A 17,211-nucleotide genomic window follows, 5' to 3' on the forward strand; every position below is an offset into this window, starting at 1 on the left:
TTTGAAAAAGTTTAGGAGGAAAGCAACATGAAAACTATCGAACTAACCGCCACGATAAGACCTAAGACTGGTAAAGAAATAGCCCGCAAGTTGCGAGCTCAGGGGTTAGTGCCTGGAGTTATTTACGGCCCGGAGACAGAGCCTGTACCTTTGGCGGTAAAGCTTAATGAACTAAAGAAATATCTTTATCGTTATCGTGATGAACAGCTTATTTTTAACCTTACCCTTGAAAACAACGGTTCTACCTTAAAAAAGATAGCCCTGGTCAAAGATCTTCAGTATCACCCAGTTACTGATGAAATTCTTCACGTAGATTTTTATGAAATTTCTATGGAGCGTGAAGTAGAAGTGGAAGTGCCCATTGAATTGGTTGGTAAGGCCAAGGGAGTTGAAACCGGTGGGCACTTGCAGCAGCTCCTTCAAACTATGACCGTGGCTTGTTTACCAGGCCTTATTCCTGACAAAATTGAAGTAGATGTTTCTGAACTTGATCAGGGTGATGTTATCCACGTGAAAGATCTTACTCCGCCAGAGGGTGTGCGCTATTTAGATAACCCTGATGAGCCGGTGGTAACAGTACTTGCACCTGAGGAAGAAAAAGAAGAGGCTGAAGTTGAAGAAACCGCTGAAACCGAGACTGAAACCAGCGAATAACCGTGGGCAAGTATTCCTGGCTTTGGGTGGGCCTCGGTAATCCGGGGCCCCGATATCGGTTTACCAGACATAACTTTGGTTTCCTGGTTTTAGATGAACTTGCAAGTCTTAAGGGCCTTAAGTTTTCTCAGGGTGCCTATCAGTCATTAGTCTCTGCTTACAAAGATGCCTTTCTCGTGAAGCCTCAGACCTTTATGAATCTTTCTGGAGAGGCGGTGGCTCCCTGGAGCCGTAAATTAAAAATTTCCTCTGAACGGATTTTGGTAATACATGACGATTTGGATCTGCCGTTAGGTCGTCTTAAATTTGTACCAAAAGGTGGGGCTGGCGGACATCGAGGAGTAAAGTCCGTTATTGACGCCTTAGGTACCAAAGAATTCCCTCGACTAAAATTAGGGATAGGGCGCCCCCCTCAGGGAGTTACCGTAAGGGAATACGTGCTTTCTCCTTTTTCAGAATCAGAAATACCTTTAGTAAAAAAAGTATTAGAAAGGGCAGTTGAAGCCCTTGATTATCTTCTCGAACACGATCTTCCCAAAACTATGAGCACCTTCAACCGCCCTGTAGATTAATCCTAAATTCTGGTTTGAAGGTAATCTTACTTGGGTGTTCCCATCAGCTCTTTCAAAGCCTTTTCATAAGTTTGATAAGCGTCTTCGCCAAAGAGAACCAGGCGCACCAGCGCTGGCTTCTGGTGTTCTTTAAGAAAGGAAATGATAGTAGAAAGCGCTACTCTAGCAGCCTCCTTTAAGGGATAACCATAAGCTCCCGTAGAAAGAGAAGGAAAAGCTACGGAATTTATATCTTTTTCTAGACAGAGTTTTAAAGCCGAACGGTAAGCGCTGGCGAGCAGTTCAGGTTCTCCGTGGTTGCCGCCACGCCAGATGGGGCCCACGGCATGGATTACGTATTTGGCTTTGAGGTTTCCGGCTCCGGTGATTACCGCGCTTCCGGTTGGGCAACGTCCGTAGCGGCGGGCCTCTTCGGCAATGCTTGGCCCACCTGCTCGGTGAATGGCCCCATCTACACCGCCGCCTGGAATTAGCTCCTCGTTGGCGGCGTTAACAATGGCTTCGGTGTCCTGCTGGGTTATGTCTCCTTTTACCAGCTCTAATACGCAATTTCCTATTTTTACCTGCATAGCTAACTCCCCCTTCAGCCTATTTAAGTGGCTTCGGGAATCATAGCCTTTAATTCTTCAAACTTTTTCCTGGCTTCAGGAGTCAAATTCTTGGGTACGGTTATCATGGCCTCTACATATAGATCTCCTCGCCCTCCATCAGGTCGGGGGATCCCCTTGCCACGCAGGCGAAACTTCTGGCCACACTGGGTACCAGGGGGCACCTTCATTCGCACCTTGCCGTCTAAAGTGGGCACTTCCACCTGGCCACCGAGTACCGCCGTAAATAGGCCTATGGGCTGTTTGAGGTAAAGGTCATAGCCTTTGCGTTCAAAACGCGGGTCAGGTTTGACTACCAGTTCCAGATAAAGGTCTCCTGGTGGGCCACCTTTACGTCCCGGCATCCCTTTTCCTGGTATTCTGAGCCTTGTGCCAGTTTCGGCTCCGGCTGGAATTTTTACTTTCAAGCGCTCTGTTTCTCTGATTGTTCCTGCTCCCTGGCAGGTGGGGCAGAGTTTGGTAGCCTTTCGGCCCACGCCCTTACAATGGGGGCAGATTTCAATCATTCGCACGGCGCCGCGTTTGTATTCTTTTTTGCCTTTGCCGTTACAATAGGGACAGGTCTCGGCACTTGAGAGGTCAATACCCTGGCCATGGCAGGCAGGACACGGTTTTTCAAGAGGTACTTCTATTTCTATTTCACCGCCTAAGGCCGCCTGCCTGAAGGGGACCTCTACGCGGTAGAGCACATCTGCTCCTGGTTCTGGACCAGGTTCCCAGCCCCTTTCAAAACCGAAGAGGTCGGCAAAAATATCAGCAAATCCTCCAAAGGGACTTTCTTCGTCCATGAAGAAACTAAAGTCATAAGCCCTTTCTCCGCCCGGAGTGGTAAAACTAAAGGCACTGGCTGCCTGGCGGAGCTTGTCGTACTCAGCCCGCTTTTGTGGATCAGAAAGGATCTCGTAGGCCTCTTGAATTTCTTTGAATTTTTCTTCGGCTTCTTTGTCTCCTGGATGAAGATCCGGGTGATATTTCCGCGCCAGCCGCCGATAGGCCTTTTTGATTTCCTCCTGGCTGGCGTCTGGGCTAACCCCTAATATCTCGTAAAGGTCTTTTTTGACCATTTTAACCTCCTTATTAGAAAGAATATGTTTCTAACTATTGTCTATTGTTATTAAGCTTAAGTCCAATTAAACTTGTTAGTCTCTATGGAGGCTTTGGCAAGGGGTGATATAAAAAATAATCGTCGGGTCCTCTCGGTAAGCGAACTCACCGCTGAGTTAAAAGATCTCCTTGAACAGAAATTTCCTTTTGTCTGGGTAGAAGGCGAAGTTTCAAATACCAAGAGTTCTGCCAATGGCCATCTTTACTTTTCTTTGAAAGATGATGGGGCCGTGCTTAAGGCAGTTATGTTTCGGAGCTATCGCCCCAACCTTGCCTTTAAACTTGAAGACGGCCTGCACGTTCTCTGCTTTGGCAGGCTTAGCCTTTATGAGCCTCGTGGTGAATATCAACTAATCGTCCAACAGGTAGAACCCGTGGGCTACGGTGCTTTTCGCCTGGCCCTTGAACAACTTAAGAAAAAGCTTGCCGTCGAAGGCCTGCTTGATGAAGCCCGCAAAAGGCCTCTTCCCTTCTGGCCAAAAGCAGTAGGTCTTATTACCTCTCTTCATGGGGCTGCTATTCACGACTTTTTGCGCGTGGGCTTTTTCCGCAATCCTAAAGCCCGTGTAATTATTTATCCGGTAAAGGTTCAAGGTGATGAGGCTCCTCAGGAAATTGTTGAAGCCCTTTACTCCCTGGGAAGGTTTTCCGAAGTAGAAGTGATTGTTATCGCGCGGGGTGGGGGTTCTTTTGAAGACCTTTTGCCCTTCAACCACGAAGGTCTGGCCAGAGCCATTGCTGCTTCACCAGTGCCGGTAGTTTCAGCCGTTGGCCACGAAATAGACGTAACTATCTGCGATCTGGTGGCTGACGCTCGGGCGCCAACGCCTACCGCGGCGGCTGAACTTGTATTTCCCAATTTAAATGAGCTCGCTTATGACCTTGGCCTCAAATTCAGAGCCCTACACAAGGCTTTAAAAGAAAAACTCTTGCGAGAAGAACAAAAACTCAATCATTTGAAAAAGCAGCTTAAAGACCCTCGCCAGAAAATTTATGAAAGCAGAGAAAGGCTTGGCCTGCTTAAAAGAAGGCTTGATCTTTCTTTTGCGCGCCACCTGGAGACCAAAAGAAATAAGCTCGTCTCTCTTGTGAGACAACTTGAAAGCTTATCTCCCCTAGCCGTGCTAGCAAGGGGATATAGCATCACCCGCAAACCTTCTGGTAAAGTAATCAAAGAAGCCCGAGAAGTTTTACCAGGTGATGAATTAGATATTCTTTTGCATCAAGGTAAACTCCGAGTGGAGGTAAAAGAGATTTTTCATGTTTAAAAGACTGCTTCGCCCATACGGGCTCGCAGTGACTAAATGGTAGATGGCTGGTGGCAGATGGCTGACGGTAGATGGCTATTGGCGCAGGGATTGCATTTCCTGTCCCGAGCGCTAGCGAAGGGATCCCTGTCGCAAGGTTTAAGCAACCAAATCAATCCCTTCCCGAGGCGCCAGGTGCCGTGGCGATCTACATTATGTTTTCTGAATTTTGTAAAGATCTCAGAGAAGTCGCCTCTGGGGTGGGTTTAGAAGTTAAACTTTAGTTGGGAGCAAGGGGTGAAAAATAAATTAGTCCTCTTTTTTTTCGCTTTTTTTACGATATTACCCATTAAAGCTTTGGCCTTAAGTTATCTTCCGGAAAAGCCTTATCCAGGGGCACCGTTGCTTCTAGAGCTACCTAAAAAAGTAAAGAAAGTTGAATTCCTCGGTAAAAATTATAGGCCTTTTGCCTATCGCCAAAGGTTCTATGCCCTTTTAGCCGTGCCTTTAAATACCAAACCAGGATCTTATCCCTTAAAAATTTACGCCGAAAAAATTTATTCCTATCAAGTCAAAATTTATCCCAAAAAGTATCCTGAAGAGCATCTGGAAGTGCCTCCTAAGATGATTCATTACCCGCCAGAGGTGATTGACCGCATAAAAAGAGAAGTAAAAGCCATTAAGCAGGCGCTAAGAGGCTTTACTCCCGAGCCTTTGCTTGAAGGCCCTTTTGTGTGGCCGGTGGCCGGGCGTCTTTCAAGCCCTTTTGGCTTTAGAAGGGTTTACAATGGCGTGCCAAGGAGCCATCATTCTGGCATTGATATCGCTGTTCCTAAAGGTACACCTGTAAAAGCGGCCAATAGCGGACGGGTGGTCTTGACCGGAGATTTTTATTTGCCGGGGAAAATCGTAATCATTGACCACGGCCTGGGCATCTACACTGTTTATTGTCACCTTGATAAAATTTTGGTTAAAACCGGGCAAGCGGTGGACAAAGGCGAAAAAATTGCCCTCTCTGGCGCCAGCGGGAGAGTTACTGGCCCGCATCTCCACTTTGGCTGTTACATTGAAGGTGTTAAAGTAGACCCTAAAATGCTCCTTGAGGTGTTTTGATGCGCTACGAAGAGGCCTTAAAAAGGCTTGAAGTCATTGTTCACGAGCTTGAAGAAAATGAGCTCCCCCTTGAAGAGGCGTTAAAGCGTTATGAAGAAGGCGTAAGGCTTGTGCGCTACTGCGAAAGTCTCCTTCAGGAAGCCCAGAAAAAAATAGAAGTCTTGTTAAAAGACTCTGAAGGCCATTTAGTGCGCCAGGAATTTTCTTTATTCGAGGAATAGATGGGGCTTTCAGCAGATTTTTTTGATTGGCTTAAGAGCAAACAGGAGCTCGTTAATAGGGCCTTAGAATTTTATGTTCCTTATCTTGACGGTCAGGCCAGGCGTCTTTTTGAAGCCATGCACTATAGCCTTATGTCAGGCGGAAAGAGGCTAAGGCCCATCCTCGTTATGGCTGGCGCTGAGGCTGCCGGAGGTAAGCCAGAAGACGTTTTGCCAGCAGCCTGTGCCATTGAGTGTATCCACACTTATTCTCTTATTCACGACGACCTGCCTGCTATGGACGATGACGACTTACGCCGCGGCAAGCCCACCTGCCACAAGGCCTTTGATGAGGCCACGGCTATCCTTGCTGGCGACGGGCTTTTGACCCATGCCTTTCGCCTTCTGGCGCACGAAGAGCTGGCCGATAAATTCCCGCAAGAAAATTTACTTGAAGGCATTCGCCTGGTGGCCGAAGCCGCTGGTCTTTACGGTATGGTGGCCGGGCAAATGGCTGACCTTCTGGCTGAAGGTCGAAACGTAACGGCCGAAGAACTAGCTTTTATCCACCGCCACAAGACCGCCGCTTTGATTAGGGCCTCAGTGCTTCTGGGAGCCACGCTCGTAGGGACAGGCAAAAAAGAAAAAGAGGCCTTATCAAGCTACGGCTGGAATATCGGCCATGCCTTTCAGATTATTGACGATATCCTTGACCTTACCGCTGATGAAAAGACCCTTGGGAAGCCCATAGGCTCTGACCTCAAAAAGAAAAAGGCTACTTATCCGGCCTTATTTGGGCTTGAAGCTTCACGTGCTAAAGCCCGAAGCCTCCTTGAAGAGGCTCTCTCTTCTATAGCCATATTGGGTGATAAAGCTAAAACCCTGGCGGACATTGCCTATTACGTGCTTGAAAGAAAGCTTTAAAATTTGAGCCTTTGGGCCAAGGTTTTTAAAGTTAACCCCTGCCCTATCACGGAAAATACTACGTTGAAATAAGTAAGAGATAACAAAGTAGATTTTAAGGGATGTTCAGGCAGAGAAAAGGCAAGGGCAACGGCAATACCACCTTTTAGACCGCACCAGGTAAAAAATAAAATTTTCTGAAAAGAAAGGGATTTTAGCGGTTTGGCTATAGCCATACTTACCGAAACGCTTAAAAAGCGCCCACAAAGAACTAGAAATATACTGGCTAAAGCCAGAAACAGATTAAATTGATTGATAACCAAAATTTCAAGGCCGATTAGCAAAAACAAAACAGCGTTTAACAGGCTATCAACAAGACGCCAGAAAGTATCTATATGTTCTATGGTCTTGGGGCTCATGGCCAAACGCCGACCGTGGTTCCCGATAAGGAGCCCAGCGGCTACTACCGCTAAGGGACCAGATAGATGAAATTTTTCTGCCAGAGAAAAACAGAGCATAACTAAGGCTACGGTAATTAGGACTTCCAGTTCATAATCATCAACATCTTTTAGCAATAAAAAAGCCAAAAATCCTAGTAAAGCACCTAGGACCAGACCTCCGAAACATTCCTGGACAAGAAAGACCAGAATGTGGAAAACATCAATTCCTGCTTGGGTTTTAAGCATTTCCAGTAAGGCCAAAAAGATAACTACAGCCACACCGTCATTTAATAAAGATTCGCCCACAATTACTATCTCGGTTTCTTTAGATACGCCGGCTTTTCTTAAAGTAGCAAGTACGGCTACGGGATCAGTCGGAGAAATCAAAGCCCCGAATAATAAGGCCCAAAGGATTGGCAGGTGTAAACCAAAAATCTTGGCTAAAAAATAAAGAGAAAAACCAATTATGGTGGTTGACAAAAACACACCAAGGGTAGCCAAACTAAGAATACTTCGTAAACGTTTAAGCAGGGTATCTAATTCTACGTGAAGAGCTCCGGCAAAAAGAAGAAAACCTAGCATCCAGTGTAAAACCGCTTCTTCAAATTCAATATCCTGAACAACTTTTTTAAGGTGAATGGTTAAGGGACATTCAGGCCAAAGACTTTCCGCGGCAAGAGCCAAAAAGCCAATAAAAATAGCTACTAAAGTGGCCCCTATACCGCTTGGCAACTTAAGTAGACGATAATTAAGGTAGCCAGAAAGTACGGCGAGACAGAGTAACAAGGTTACCAAAGTATAAAGGGACATAGCTCTCGCCTCTTTTTCCGTTTTAAGTTAAAATTTTGTAAAAATTAAGTAAAACTTAGGGGAAACCATGGCCAAACTTTTAGAAAAAGTCAACTCTCCTGCTGACCTCAAAAAATTTAGGCTAAGGCAGCTTGAAAAGCTAACTGAGGAATTGCGGGAAGTCATAGTTAAAACAGTAGCGGAAACCGGTGGCCATCTGGCACCTAACCTGGGCGTAATTGAACTTACGGTGGCTTTACACTACGTGTTTGATTCCCCTAAAGATAAAATCGTCTGGGACGTTGGCCACCAAGCCTACGCCCACAAACTTTTGACTGGCCGTCGCGATAAATTTCACACCCTGCGTCAATATGGCGGCATAGCGGGTTTCCCCAAACGTTCCGAAAGCCCTCACGATATCGTTGACGTGGGCCACAGCAGCACGTCAATTTCTGCGGCCCTGGGCCTGGTGACCGCTCAGGACTTTCTCAAACAAGAAGGTAAAGTCGTAGTCGTTATTGGTGACGGCTCTATGACCGCCGGGCTCGCCTTTGAAGGGCTTAACAACGCCGGCCATCTCAAAAAAGACTTGATTGTTATTTTAAACGACAACGAAATGTCCATCTCACCGAACGTGGGCGCGCTTTCGTCTTTTCTTTCCCGAAAACTCACCGGCCCGGTGGCCAGGCGACTTAAGAGAGAACTAGAAAGCTTTGTCAGCCATCTCCCCGGGGGAGAACACCTGGTTACGGCTATTAGAAAGAGTGAAGATGCCATTAAATGCCTCTTGACTCCGGGTATGCTTTTTGAGGCCCTTGGCTTTCGTTACGTCGGGCCTATTCCCGGCCATAATCTGGAAACACTTATTGATACCCTAAGAAACGTGAAAAATCTTGAAGGGCCCACTCTGGTGCATGTGCTGACCAAAAAGGGTAAAGGGTATCGTCCGGCTGAAGAGGAACCTGAAAAGTTTCACGGCTTGGGGCCTTTTGACATAAAGACCGGCAAACCCAAAACAAGTAAAAACAAGCCCCCTTCCTATACCAGTGTTTTTTCCAAAACCATGGTCCGCCTAGGGGAAATGGAACCAAGACTTGTGGCCATTACCGCGGCTATGCCTTCCGGCACCGGGCTTAAGGCCTTTTCTGAGCGTTTCCCCGAGCGCTTCTTTGACGTAGGTATCGCTGAGCAGCACGCCGTCACCTTTGCCGCTGGCCTGGCTTTGGGTGGTATGATTCCGGTTTGTGCTATTTATTCTACTTTTCTCCAGCGGGCTTTTGACCAGATTATACACGACGTGGCTTTGACCAACCTCCATGTAGTCTTTGCCATTGACAGGGCTGGTATTGTCGGTGAAGACGGCCCCACTCACCAGGGCCAGTTTGATCTGACTTACCTTCGCCTTATTCCTAACATGATCGTTATGGCCCCTAAAGACGAAAATGAACTCCAGCACATGCTTTATACAGCGGTAAAATGCCAGGGGCCTGTGGCTGTGCGCTATCCTCGCGGAGCAGGCGAAGGAGCAAGTCTTGACTGGGAACTCAAAGAAATCCCCATAGGTAAAGGCGAAATCTTTCGCGAAGGGGAAGACATTTTGTTAGTGGCTATAGGGAATATGGTTTATCCTGCCCTAAAAGCCGCAGACCTTTTGGCTAAGGAAGGTCTTTCAGCAACGGTGATAAACGCTCGTTTTGTAAAACCCCTTGACGAAGACCTAATCACCGAATGGGCCCTGCGCACCGGCCGCGTGGTCACCATTGAGGAAAATACCCTTTTAGGTGGTTTTGGCTCAGCGGTGCTGGAACTCTTTCAACAAAAGGGACTTCGTTTCCCGGTAAAACGGATAGGGCTTCCTGACAAATTTATAGAACACGGGGCTCCGGCTCTTTTGCGGGAAAAATACGGCCTTACCCCGGAAAAGATTGCCGAAGAAGTGAAAGACTGGCTCTTGCACCAGGAAAGGCCAGATATTCGGGTGCTTACGGCTTAGTTGGTTTAAAAAAACTTGCGAAGAAGATAAATAAGAGCCGGTAAAAGAAGGACATCTCCCAAAAGGGCAAGGCCAATGACCAAAGCACTTAACATACCGAACTGAACCGTAGGTATAAACTTGGATACGCCCAGCACCAAAAAGGCTGCCACTAAGGATAACGAAGTAGTGAAAACAGCGCTTCCCTTTTGCCTCAAAGTAGTTTTTACCGCGGATACAGGTTCCCTGTTTTTCCTGTTTCGTTTGTAACGAATGAGGAAATGAATGGTATCATCTACTGCTATTCCTATAGCTACAGCAGAAATAGTTGCCGTAGAAGTATTTAAAGGAATACCCATAATGCCCATAAAACCAAAGTTGACTACCAACGGAAAAATATTTGGGGGAATAGATAAGAGCCCCAGTCTAAACGAACGTAACACGAGAAACATTATGCCAAAAATAAGAACGGCAGCGGTAGCCAGACTTTCAACCTGGCTTTTTACGATATCTTCAGCGGTACGGTTAACCAGATAAGTCTTTCCGGTAACGGTATATTTGACCCCTGTACCCTTGAAAACTTGAGCCAGTTTTTGGTTCAGTTCGGTGATGGCTTCGTTGATTTTTTCTGAGCTATGCTCAGGGGTGCGAGCCGATATACGGGCCCAGTTTTGGTCTTCATTTAAGAAGTGGGCTAACTCGTCTCCTCCGTAAAGTAACAAGTACTGAGATATCAACTCGCGGCTGTCAGGAACACGAAAATAGTTTTCATCTTCCTGGTGAAAGGCCCTATTCATGAGTTTGAAAAATTCTGCAGGCGATATGGCCTGGTAAAATAAGGGATGTTTTTCGAGCCATCGGGCTACTTCATCTATCTTTTTCAGCAAATGGGGGTCAAGAAAATCTCCCTTTGGGTTTTCAAGGGAAATTTCTATAGTCTGAGCCCCACCAAGGTGTTTATCAACGAAATCTATGTCTTTGTAAACCGGAGTGGAATGATGGAAAAAGTCAATAACGTTAGTATCAACTTTTATCTTATCAATTTGCAAAATGCTCAAAACAAAAAGTAAAACAAAAAGAATTAGAACTTTATATGACCACCAGGGATAATTTTTGGCCAGTGGTTCTACCAAAGTTTTATTGAAACCAAGTTTGAATTTACCCTGCCTTATCCAGGGCAAAAGAAAAGCAAAGAGAGTAAAGGTAAGAAAATACTCTATAAACATGGCCAGGGCGGCAGCGCTACCAAATTCGCGAATGGAAGGCACTCGTGAAATCAAAAGAGAGCCAAAACCTATGGCTGTGGTAAGGCTCGTTAAAAAGCAAGGCGCCCAGGTGATAGCTACAGCTCGTGATACAGACCTTTCTCTAGGCGATAACTTGAAGTAAGTTACAGTTAGATGGATTACATCAGCTAGAGCCAGAGCCATAGTTAAAGGAGCCAATACCGAAGTCATAGGGCTTAAGGCTCCACCTACCAGTTTTAAGGAAGCCATAGCAGCTATTAAAGAAAGATTAATAATGACAGCAGCCCCTAAGACTGCCCGCCAAGAATGTAAAAAGATGTAGATGAGTATACATAACAGAACAAAACATCCGGGGATAAAGACCATGAGGTCTTTGTTCATATAGGCGGCCATGTTCACGTTCACTACCGGCCATCCAGCAAGGTGTATTTCTACAGAAGGGGGAGGTGGATTTTTTTGCAAAATACTTTCTACTTTGTGCATGAGACGGTTTTCAAAGTTAAGATCTTCGCCACGGTAAGTTGTTCTTAAAAGGAGTAGGGTAGTTTTAAAGTCTTCTGAAACCAGATTGCGGAAAATCAGAGGATTTTTCCGGGCTCTTTCTTTCAAATGAGCAAGAGTTTTAGGGTCAGTAGGTATTTCGTCACCTATTAAAGGTTCAACTTCAAAAGTTTCTTCTCCACCACGGATATCTTCAATAGTGGTAAGAGAAAGAACGCTTTCTATCTCGTCAACGTCTTCAAAGACCGACGTTAATTTTTGGATATAGGCAAGAGTTTTAGGATTAAAAATCCCTTTGGGGTTATGGAGTACTACCGCTATACCGTCATCTGCCCCGAACTGTTCTCTAAATTTTTCGTAGTAATGCCACAAGCTATCTCTGGGAATAATGGCGTCAGTAGAGGTTACAACGGGAAGGTGAGCTACCTGCCAGCCACAAAAGATCATGAAGCCAAAGATTATGATTAGCCAGACTTTTTGGTATTGCCAGACAAATTTTTTATAGATTTCTTGCGCTTTCAAAGGAGTCCCTTTTCAAGAACTTTAAAAGACAATTTCTAAGCCAAGATAGACCTGATCATTGGCGTCGTAAACATCAAAAAAGGTACCTTTTGGGCCGTCTATCAAGTGCAATCCTCCGAATATTTTTACATCATCGTTGATTTTGTAAGATATTTCCGGATTCAAGTAATAGCCTCTGGTTGTAATTCCGTAAGTGCCATCAAGACGAACCTCGAGATAGTCTTCAAGATAGCTTTTAGATATCCTCATAAAGATATAGGAGTCAAGTTTGGGATCAAAAAGAATGTCTTCTGACCAGCCAAGTATTCTTTGCTGTAAAAACTGTAAATTAATGTAAAGGCCGTTTTCAAAACTATAGTCCAGGCCTAATACATAGCGCCAGTAAGGTTTTCTTGTAGCCTCAAGGTTTTTCTTAAGAAAAACCCGGTCAGTATGATAGGCAAATTCACCCCTTATGCCCACATCATTATAAGTGGTTTCAAAGGCAAATCCTAAAATATTATCTCGCGGAAAGGATACATAGACCGTATCTCCAGTAATAGACAAATTTGATAGCTGGGCTTTTAAGTCTTCTATCGGGTTAGAGGGAGTGTTGAGGGTAAAACCTTTTATGGGGAAAGATTTGACGTAATAATAAAAAGAACGGTCATGGGCGTAAAGATAAGAGACTTCCCAGTCTATATTACCGGTAGAGCCGCTTAAACGCAGACCCCATTCGGAATTTCGCAAAGAAGGAGAGGGCTTATTTTTATCTATTTTTAATGAAAGACTGCTCAAAGTAGGGTCAGCTGCCAATCTTTTGCGTAAGTGATCAAAAACAGCCCAATCTGAACCAAAATCGTCCCGTTTGGGGTAAAGAGGCCAAAGAGTAAAGACCCCTTCTAATGTGAAAGTGTCTCCAAAATATTGGACCCTTAACCACGGCCATGGATGTTGCCTTTCTTCAATGGGAAGGGTGAAAAGTTCTCTAAGGTCCTGCCAGGTGAGATTGTCAAGAATGGTGAGTTCATCAACTTTACCCCACCGAATAAGCTGGTTACCTAAAGTTACCTCCCAGGTGCTTTCTACAAACCGCAAATACGTTTCCCATAAAAAGATGTTGGTTTGTTCGCGACCATCGCCATCGCCATAGGCTAGACGATCAAGCTCTACCGAAGCTTTTAGGTCAAGGTAATCCGTAGGGCTGTCTTTGGCTTCAAGACGTAGTTTTTCGTGGTCAATTCTTTGGTCTTCAAAAGGGTTTTCGTTATGCAAATCAATGGCTCCCCGGCCCCAAAGACGGCCACTAAATTCGATATCACTTGCGTAAGCTAATTCACTAAAACAAAAACAGAGCAAAGCAAACAAGAGGATCTTTTTTACCATCTTTCCAGTCTCCTTTTGGTAAATATTTTAGGGTCAATACCTTGGTCATAGATAATTTTATTGATTTTTATGATGGTTAGACGTTTTTTCTTTAGATTTTCCATTTGTGATTCAAGAATCGTCCAGTACCCTTGGATTTTTTCCCACTTTTGGGCGGAAAATCTTTTAAATAGCTTGCCTTTGCGGTCGTAGATATCTATACGGATAGGTAGATAGCCATCTTTAGTTATCCACTGCACCCAGTAACCGTAAGAAGAATACTTTTTCTTCTTGGGCGTAGTTTTAACTACATAACAAGGGGTTCCTTGTAATATTTCCTCTCTTAATAACTCGTGGCGATACTTAGGGGGATAACGCCTATCTAAATCTTCATAAAGAAACTCTGAGTTTACAAAACGGTGAAACTTAAAAGAACCAGCAATGCGACGGGTACGCTTAAGAGCCGGCAAATATAAAAATTGTTCTTCTTTTCCGTTATGATAGGAAATAGAAAGAAAGGCCGTACCGGCAATATCTCTAGGGGAAAGAAATCGCATAAGGGTATAACGGGCCTTTTTGTCTTCACGGGTAAAAATTTTCATCTTGCGAGTTTTTTCTCTGCCCCGGGCTTTTTTAAGGATCATTACGCTTTCTGCTTGCGAATCTTTTCCTTGCGGGCGGTTGTAAACCTTCCAGGCGATTTCTTCGCCAGTAAGGGCCAAGGCCTTATTGGCCATTAACCAAAAAATTATAAAAACAATTGTTTTTCGCATATGAGTCCCTCCTTTTGTCTTATCGGAAAGATTTTTTTAAGGTAAAACGATGGCAGTTGATACCTCTTTTAGGTGAGAAGTTAAACCAGCTAAATGTCTCCACCCTCCTATGTGAACCAGTGGTTTCCTCTTGGCAAGTGTTTTAATTTTCTTAGCCATATAAGTTTCACGCAATTTATCGTAAGGATTCACTGGTGGCTGGTAAAGACCTTTTAGAAACAAATAAACCAGCCCTTTCTCTCTTTGTGGATTAAACGGCATGGTGGTTAATTTTTTTAAATTTTCAGGGGTGAGGGCTTGTTCTAGTTCTTTTAAGTATTTCCTGGCTGGAGCATTCAGGTCCACAGGTACTACTGGTGCTATATTTAATTCTCTGGCAATTTTATATTCATAAGGCATTTCAAGAATTCTTCTGAAATTTTCAAGGGCTGGGGTAAGTGATAATTTTTCTTTAGCTAGGATCTCTAAAAAAGTTTTAAGCCAAATTTTTTCTTTTTTACGACGCAAAGATACGGAATAAGGACTAATCTCTACTGTTATAACGGCCGGCTTTATAAATAGCAAAAACTTTTTCAATATTTCTTGGTTTTCAGGTAGGCGGTGAATGGTTCCTAGAACAAATATTTCCTTTTGAGAAATAAATTGCCTTACCTTAGAATCACTGTCAAAATTAGCGTTAATTTTAAGTATAGCCATTTTAAACACTATTATATAGGAGGCCTTGTGGAAGTAAAACGTCGTTTAATCTTTCCTCTTGATGTCTCTTCTCTTAATGAGGCTCAAAAGTGGGTAAGCCAGCTTAAAGATAATGTTGGGGTTTTCAAAATAGGGCTTGAGCTTTTTGTGGCCCATGGTCCTGTAGCCATAGAAAAAGTAAGAGAAGCTGGGGCTGATGATATTTTTTTAGACTTAAAGCTCCACGATATTCCGGCCACCATGGAGCAAGCAGCTAGGGCTGCTAGCCGCCACGGGGTAGACATTCTTACGGTCCACATGCTGGCTGGACGCCAGGCAGTACGTCGCACTGTAGAAGCCGTTGAAGGGGGTACTAAAGTATTCGGGGTTACAGTCCTTACCTCTCACACCCGGGCTGAACTTATGGAGATAGGTTATGCCCCCGAACTTTCTCGCGACGTTAAAGAAGCTGTTTTAAGGTTAGCAAACCTTGCTTATCGCGCTGGTTGTCACGGCGTAGTTTGTTCTGGAAAAGAAGTCTCAGCGGTAAAAGAGGCCTATCGGCACTTGAAAACTATTGTCCCAGGGGTAAGGCCAGAGTGGGCAGCAGACCCACAGGATCAAGCCCGGGTGGTTACTCCAGCTGAAGCTATTCTCAATGGAGCAGATTATCTGGTTATCGGGAGGCCTATAAGACAGGCAGATGACCCTTGTGGGGCTGCTCAAAAGATTCTTGCTGAAATGAAAGAGGCTTTTGAAAAAAGAGGATTTTAAATGGCTAAAAGAACCGGACTGGCCGAGCTTCCTTTGCATGGAGGCCATGCTCCACGGTGGCTTTTTAGCCGTATGGTTAGGCTTTCTAAAGCTCTGGTAGAAGTTATCGTTTACGAGTTTGGGCCTGAAGAGTTTTTGCGCCGCATGGCGGATCCTCATTGGTTTCAGGCTTTTGGTTGTGTGTTGGGGTTTGACTGGCATTCCTCCGGGCTTACCACTACGGTGTGTGGGGCCTTAAAAGAGGCCTTAACCCCTATGGCCAACGATCTTGGTATATTTGTTTGTGGAGGCAAAGCCAGGGCATCACGAAGGACTCCTCAGGAAATTGAAAGCTGGCTTGCAAAAAAGGGATTGCCATCTGATTACAAAGTTTTGGTGGATTATAGCCGTTTAGTGGCTAAAGTGGATAATACCGCTTTACAAGACGGCTATCAGCTTTATCACCATACCTTCTTTTTTACCAAGAAGGGGGCCTGGTCAGTAGTACAACAGGGAATGAATCAGGAAACTGCTTATGCCAGGCGTTATCACTGGCTTGGTGAAGAAGTAAAAAGCTTTGTTAACGAACCTCACTCAGGTATTGCTTCTCAGCGCCGCGAAAAAAAAGTGCTAAACTTAGTGGCTAAAGATAGTTCAGAAGTTAGAAAGGTGTTGATAAATTTGCTTAAAGAGCCACCTGAAAAAATTTTAAAAGAGATAAACTCAGCTAAGAAGCTGGTTTTTCCTGCCCGTCACAGGTTGTCTGAAAAAGATCTTTCACCAAGAGGGCTTAATAAAGTCTTGCTAAAAACCTATGAAAGACAACCAAATTCTTTTGAAGACTTATTAAAAATAGAAGGGCTTGGCCCCAAAAGTTTAAGGGCTTTAACCTTGGTGTCAGAGTTGATTTATGATGTTTCTGCTTCTCGAGAGGATCCCGCCAAGTACTCCTTCGCTCATGGTGGTAAAGATGGTATCCCTTTCCCTGTTGATACAAAAATATACGATAAAACCATCAACTATATTGAGGAATTGTTAAAAACGGCTCGCATTGAATATTCTGAAAAAAATAAAGCCTTTAAGAGGTTAAGAAAAATTTTCAATTGACCTTATTTGGTAAAATTTAGTTGTAAATGTTGTTTTTAGGGAAATGGCAAGAGTTTTTAAAAGGTCAATATGGTCAGGTGGTTATTTTTAACTCTTGACCAGAGAAGAAAAATTTTTTAAAAGCACAAGATAGCCTAACGAAGCGAGGAACCATGGACAAGCTCAAGGAACTTATCAACGAAAATAGAGCAGATATAGAGACCAGGTGGTACGAATTAATACTTGAAACTTATCCACCAGAGGCAGCGGCTTTTTTCCGTAAAAACAAAGACCAGTTCGACAATCCTGTTGGTGCTAAAATTAGTGCTGGTGTTATAGGTATTTTGGAAGAGCTAGCTGGTAAAGGTGATGAAAAACGCATTGCGGAATGTATTGACGAAATAATAAGATTAAGGGCAGTCCAAGAATTTACCCCGTCTCAAGCTGTAAAAGTTTTCCCCTTGCTCAAGCGGGCAATAAGAGAAGTCCTTGAAGACGAATTAGAAGATAAAGGCCTTTTACAAGAGTTTTTGAAACTTGAAGAACAAATAGACGAGATAACCTTGAAAGGTTTTGAAATATACCAGCAATGTAGGGAAAGATTGTATCATTTAAAGGTTGAAGAATGGAAGAGTCGTATGTATATGCTGCTAAGAAGGGCCAAGATGATTTATGACGAAAGAGAAGGAAGTTTGCCTCCGCAATAAT

Annotated in this window: 17 protein-coding genes; 10 read left to right on the plus strand and 7 right to left on the minus strand. The window is 44.3% G+C overall.

Going from position 1 to position 17,211, the window contains the following annotated elements; translation table 11 throughout:
- Positions 1-27 precede the first annotated feature (27 nt).
- Positions 28-654, plus strand: coding sequence for a 50S ribosomal protein L25/general stress protein Ctc (locus tag THEIN_RS07800; protein ID WP_013908135.1), 627 nt, complete (start codon positions 28-30; stop codon positions 652-654).
- Between the two features lie 2 nt (positions 655-656).
- Positions 657-1,226, plus strand: coding sequence for an aminoacyl-tRNA hydrolase (pth, locus tag THEIN_RS07805; RefSeq protein ID WP_013908136.1), 570 nt, complete (start codon positions 657-659; stop codon positions 1,224-1,226).
- A 26-nt stretch (positions 1,227-1,252) separates the two neighbouring features.
- Here pth and THEIN_RS07810 read toward each other — a convergent pair whose 3' ends face one another.
- Both THEIN_RS07810 and dnaJ read right to left on the minus strand, forming a co-directional pair.
- Positions 1,253-1,795: a macro domain-containing protein gene (locus tag THEIN_RS07810; protein ID WP_013908137.1), complete on the minus strand. Its 543-nt coding sequence runs from the start codon at positions 1,793-1,795 to the stop codon at positions 1,253-1,255.
- A 23-nt stretch (positions 1,796-1,818) separates the two neighbouring features.
- Positions 1,819-2,898: a molecular chaperone DnaJ gene (gene dnaJ / locus THEIN_RS07815; protein ID WP_013908138.1), complete on the minus strand. Its 1,080-nt coding sequence runs from the start codon at positions 2,896-2,898 to the stop codon at positions 1,819-1,821.
- A gap of 84 nt (positions 2,899-2,982) precedes the next feature.
- Here dnaJ and xseA point away from each other — a divergent pair, with 84 nt between their 5' ends.
- The 4 genes from xseA (at position 2,983) to THEIN_RS07840 (ending at position 6,422) form a co-directional block, all read left to right on the plus strand.
- Positions 2,983-4,206, plus strand: a complete 1,224-nt coding sequence (gene xseA / locus THEIN_RS07820; protein ID WP_013908139.1) for an exodeoxyribonuclease VII large subunit — start codon at positions 2,983-2,985, stop codon at positions 4,204-4,206.
- A gap of 336 nt (positions 4,207-4,542) precedes the next feature.
- On the plus strand, positions 4,543-5,298 hold the full coding sequence (locus tag THEIN_RS07830; RefSeq protein WP_148236949.1) for a M23 family metallopeptidase: 756 nt from the start codon (positions 4,543-4,545) through the stop codon (positions 5,296-5,298).
- Positions 5,298-5,519: an exodeoxyribonuclease VII small subunit gene (xseB, locus tag THEIN_RS07835; protein WP_013908141.1), complete on the plus strand. Its 222-nt coding sequence runs from the start codon at positions 5,298-5,300 to the stop codon at positions 5,517-5,519. The genes THEIN_RS07830 and xseB overlap by 1 nt, the downstream gene beginning before the upstream one ends.
- Positions 5,520-6,422 (plus strand): polyprenyl synthetase family protein, encoded by a 903-nt coding sequence (locus THEIN_RS07840; RefSeq protein ID WP_013908142.1) that lies wholly within the window; start codon positions 5,520-5,522, stop codon positions 6,420-6,422.
- Here the strand turns inward: THEIN_RS07840 and THEIN_RS07845 are convergent.
- Positions 6,419-7,651 carry a cation:proton antiporter gene (locus tag THEIN_RS07845; protein WP_013908143.1) on the minus strand — a complete coding sequence of 411 codons (1,233 nt, stop codon included), beginning with the start codon at positions 7,649-7,651 and terminating at the stop codon, positions 6,419-6,421. The genes THEIN_RS07840 and THEIN_RS07845 overlap by 4 nt on opposite strands.
- 67 nt (positions 7,652-7,718) lie before the next feature.
- Between THEIN_RS07845 and dxs the strand changes: the two genes are divergently transcribed.
- A complete protein-coding gene (dxs, locus tag THEIN_RS07850) occupies positions 7,719-9,623 on the plus strand; it encodes a 1-deoxy-D-xylulose-5-phosphate synthase (protein WP_013908144.1) in 1,905 nt (634 codons plus the stop codon).
- Between the two features lie 5 nt (positions 9,624-9,628).
- Here dxs and THEIN_RS07855 read toward each other — a convergent pair whose 3' ends face one another.
- From THEIN_RS07855 to THEIN_RS07870, 4 genes are read right to left on the minus strand one after another with little or no spacing between them, the layout of a single operon-like run.
- Positions 9,629-11,872 carry an efflux RND transporter permease subunit gene (locus THEIN_RS07855; protein ID WP_013908145.1) on the minus strand — a complete coding sequence of 748 codons (2,244 nt, stop codon included), beginning with the start codon at positions 11,870-11,872 and terminating at the stop codon, positions 9,629-9,631.
- A 21-nt stretch (positions 11,873-11,893) separates the two neighbouring features.
- A complete protein-coding gene (locus THEIN_RS07860; RefSeq protein WP_013908146.1) occupies positions 11,894-13,237 on the minus strand; it encodes a DUF1302 family protein in 1,344 nt (447 codons plus the stop codon).
- Positions 13,231-13,989 carry an outer membrane lipoprotein-sorting protein gene (locus THEIN_RS07865; RefSeq protein WP_013908147.1) on the minus strand — a complete coding sequence of 253 codons (759 nt, stop codon included), beginning with the start codon at positions 13,987-13,989 and terminating at the stop codon, positions 13,231-13,233. Before THEIN_RS07865 ends, THEIN_RS07860 begins: the two co-directional genes overlap by 7 nt.
- A gap of 36 nt (positions 13,990-14,025) precedes the next feature.
- Positions 14,026-14,685: a hypothetical protein gene (locus THEIN_RS07870; RefSeq protein WP_013908148.1), complete on the minus strand. Its 660-nt coding sequence runs from the start codon at positions 14,683-14,685 to the stop codon at positions 14,026-14,028.
- A gap of 27 nt (positions 14,686-14,712) precedes the next feature.
- Here THEIN_RS07870 and pyrF point away from each other — a divergent pair, with 27 nt between their 5' ends.
- From pyrF to THEIN_RS07885, 3 genes are all read left to right on the plus strand, one after another.
- Positions 14,713-15,438, plus strand: a complete 726-nt coding sequence (gene pyrF / locus THEIN_RS07875) for an orotidine-5'-phosphate decarboxylase (protein ID WP_013908149.1) — start codon at positions 14,713-14,715, stop codon at positions 15,436-15,438.
- Positions 15,439-16,524: a DUF763 domain-containing protein gene (locus THEIN_RS07880; RefSeq protein WP_013908150.1), complete on the plus strand. Its 1,086-nt coding sequence runs from the start codon at positions 15,439-15,441 to the stop codon at positions 16,522-16,524.
- A 152-nt stretch (positions 16,525-16,676) separates the two neighbouring features.
- The gene (locus tag THEIN_RS07885; protein ID WP_013908151.1) at positions 16,677-17,210 is read left to right on the plus strand and encodes an RsbRD N-terminal domain-containing protein; all 534 of its coding nucleotides are present in this window, start codon (positions 16,677-16,679) and stop codon (positions 17,208-17,210) included.
- Position 17,211: the final 1 nt, after the last annotated feature.

It is taken from the genome of Thermodesulfatator indicus DSM 15286, assembly GCF_000217795.1.
GTDB classification, from domain to species: Bacteria; Desulfobacterota; Thermodesulfobacteria; order Thermodesulfobacteriales; family Thermodesulfatatoraceae; genus Thermodesulfatator; species Thermodesulfatator indicus.

Excerpts from the sequence above, each read along its gene's own strand:
- xseA (WP_013908139.1), top strand. The coding sequence starts at position 2,983 with ATGGAGGCTTTGGCAAGGGGTGATATAAAAAATAATCGTCGGGTCCTC.
- THEIN_RS07800 (WP_013908135.1), top strand. The coding sequence starts at position 28 with ATGAAAACTATCGAACTAACCGCCACGATAAGACCTAAGACTGGTAAA.
- dxs (WP_013908144.1), top strand. The coding sequence starts at position 7,719 with ATGGCCAAACTTTTAGAAAAAGTCAACTCTCCTGCTGACCTCAAAAAA.
- THEIN_RS07880 (WP_013908150.1), top strand. The coding sequence starts at position 15,439 with ATGGCTAAAAGAACCGGACTGGCCGAGCTTCCTTTGCATGGAGGCCAT.
- THEIN_RS07840 (WP_013908142.1), top strand. The coding sequence starts at position 5,520 with ATGGGGCTTTCAGCAGATTTTTTTGATTGGCTTAAGAGCAAACAGGAG.
- THEIN_RS07870 (WP_013908148.1), bottom strand. The coding sequence starts at position 14,685 with ATGGCTATACTTAAAATTAACGCTAATTTTGACAGTGATTCTAAGGTA.
- THEIN_RS07860 (WP_013908146.1), bottom strand. The coding sequence starts at position 13,237 with ATGGTAAAAAAGATCCTCTTGTTTGCTTTGCTCTGTTTTTGTTTTAGT.
- THEIN_RS07865 (WP_013908147.1), bottom strand. The coding sequence starts at position 13,989 with ATGCGAAAAACAATTGTTTTTATAATTTTTTGGTTAATGGCCAATAAG.
- THEIN_RS07885 (WP_013908151.1), top strand. The coding sequence starts at position 16,677 with ATGGACAAGCTCAAGGAACTTATCAACGAAAATAGAGCAGATATAGAG.
- THEIN_RS07810 (WP_013908137.1), bottom strand. The coding sequence starts at position 1,795 with ATGCAGGTAAAAATAGGAAATTGCGTATTAGAGCTGGTAAAAGGAGAC.
- dnaJ (WP_013908138.1), bottom strand. The coding sequence starts at position 2,898 with ATGGTCAAAAAAGACCTTTACGAGATATTAGGGGTTAGCCCAGACGCC.
- THEIN_RS07845 (WP_013908143.1), bottom strand. The coding sequence starts at position 7,651 with ATGTCCCTTTATACTTTGGTAACCTTGTTACTCTGTCTCGCCGTACTT.
- xseB (WP_013908141.1), top strand. The coding sequence starts at position 5,298 with ATGCGCTACGAAGAGGCCTTAAAAAGGCTTGAAGTCATTGTTCACGAG.